The 1,587-nt window shown below is 44.3% G+C and carries 3 protein-coding genes; 2 read left to right on the forward strand and 1 reads right to left on the reverse strand.

Going from position 1 to position 1,587, the window contains the following annotated elements:
- Window positions 1-504: secondary thiamine-phosphate synthase enzyme YjbQ (locus A3766_RS17490; protein ID WP_369808636.1), on the forward strand; the 504-nt coding region annotated here is incomplete at its 5' end.
- Between the two features lie 82 nt (window positions 505-586).
- Window positions 587-1,288, forward strand: a complete 702-nt coding sequence (locus A3766_RS17495; protein ID WP_082865041.1) for a hemolysin III family protein — start codon at window positions 587-589, stop codon at window positions 1,286-1,288.
- Here the strand turns inward: A3766_RS17495 and A3766_RS17500 are convergent.
- The coding region (locus A3766_RS17500) for a nitroreductase family protein (protein ID WP_197479612.1) at window positions 1,289-1,587 on the reverse strand (299 nt) is incomplete at its 5' end.

The raw sequence follows: 1,587 nt of genomic DNA on the forward strand, positions 1-1,587 counted from the left end.
AAGATTTGCCGAGGGAGAACCCCAGGCTTACATTGTTTAGTTAATTTGAATCAAGAGGGCGCGACTTTAACGATGAGCACAGTATGGCTACAAAAAGAACTTGAGCTTCAAGCCCGCTCCCGCGGTTTTCATCTGATCACTCGGGAAATTGAGCAAGCCTTACCTGAGCTCAATACGATTTCAATAGGTCTAGCGAACCTGTTTATTCAACATACCTCAGCATCACTCACATTAAATGAAAATGCAGACCCGGATGTCCGCAGTGATATGGAAAAGCACTTTAATAAGTTTGTGCCGGAAAATGCACCCTATTATGATCATATACTCGAGGGTTCTGACGATATGCCCGCTCATATCAAAGCCTCGCTGCTAGGCTGCTCTTTAACTATTCCGATTAACTCGGGAAGGTTCTCGATGGGTGCGTGGCAAGGGATTTATCTTGGGGAGCATAGAAATCAAGCTGGTTCACGTAAGTTAGTAGTCACTATGCAGGGTCAGACTTAACTATGGTTAAAAAATAGACTACTTATTCTGTCCAACTTCAGCTAACATGTGTGCACTTAAATTTGAGGCGCAAGTTGTGATTATGAGCAAAGTGGTGGACAAAACGGGCGATCAGCCAGTTGATAATAAGCGGGTGGAAACCCTGGAACATAGTTTAGACGAGTTGCTAAATACCTTAACTCACGGGCTAGGTGTGCTATTAAGCATTGCGGGTTTATTTGTCTTGTTAATCGCTGCAATTCCAATGGATGATGTATGGAGAGTCGCCAGTTTTAGTATATTTGGCTTGAGTCTAACGGCTTTATACTTAGCTTCGACGCTTTATCATGCCGAGCGATGCCCGGTTAAAAAAGATAAGCTGAAGATGTTCGATCACTGTGCTATTTACCTCCTGATTGCAGGTTCTTATACACCCTACCTCATGGTGAGTATGAGAGAAGTCGGTGGTTGGGGCTTATTAGCCCTTGTTTGGGGCATTGCATTTTTCGGTATCTTCTTGAAAATACGTTTCAAGCATCGGTTTTCACTTTTGCGCGTCGCGAGCTATCTGCTTATGGGTTGGTTGGTGATTCTAAGTGCTGAGGATTTGCTCGCATCAGTACCGGAAGGAGGAGTGTTTTTACTCGCTTTGGGCGGAATAATCTATACTCTTGGTGTTGTCTTCTATTTGGTCGAACGAATTCCCTATAACCATGCAATCTGGCATCTGTTTGTACTGGGGGGCAGTATTTGTCATTTCTTCAGTGTTTATTACTACGTTTTGCCACCTCAGGTCGCTGTATAATTAAACTTCGGGCTGGTCAGAGATAACTTTTATTAGACTGTCGTCACGGTTTTGTTGCTGCCATTGATCAAAGTAGATTAAGTCCTCCAATGGCAGACGTTCTCGCCACCCCTTGCTTTCGAGTTCGGGCTTCACTTTAAATTCAGAGACATAGCCCATACATAGGTAGGCGACAGGTACGACATGTTCGGGAATGCCTAAAATTGCTTTTACTCTGTCCTGATCAAAGATACTAACCCAGCCAATACCTACATTCTCAGCGCGTGCTGCCAGCCATAAGTTCTGAACGGCACAGACGG

The organism is Oleiphilus sp. HI0132 (assembly GCF_001635845.1).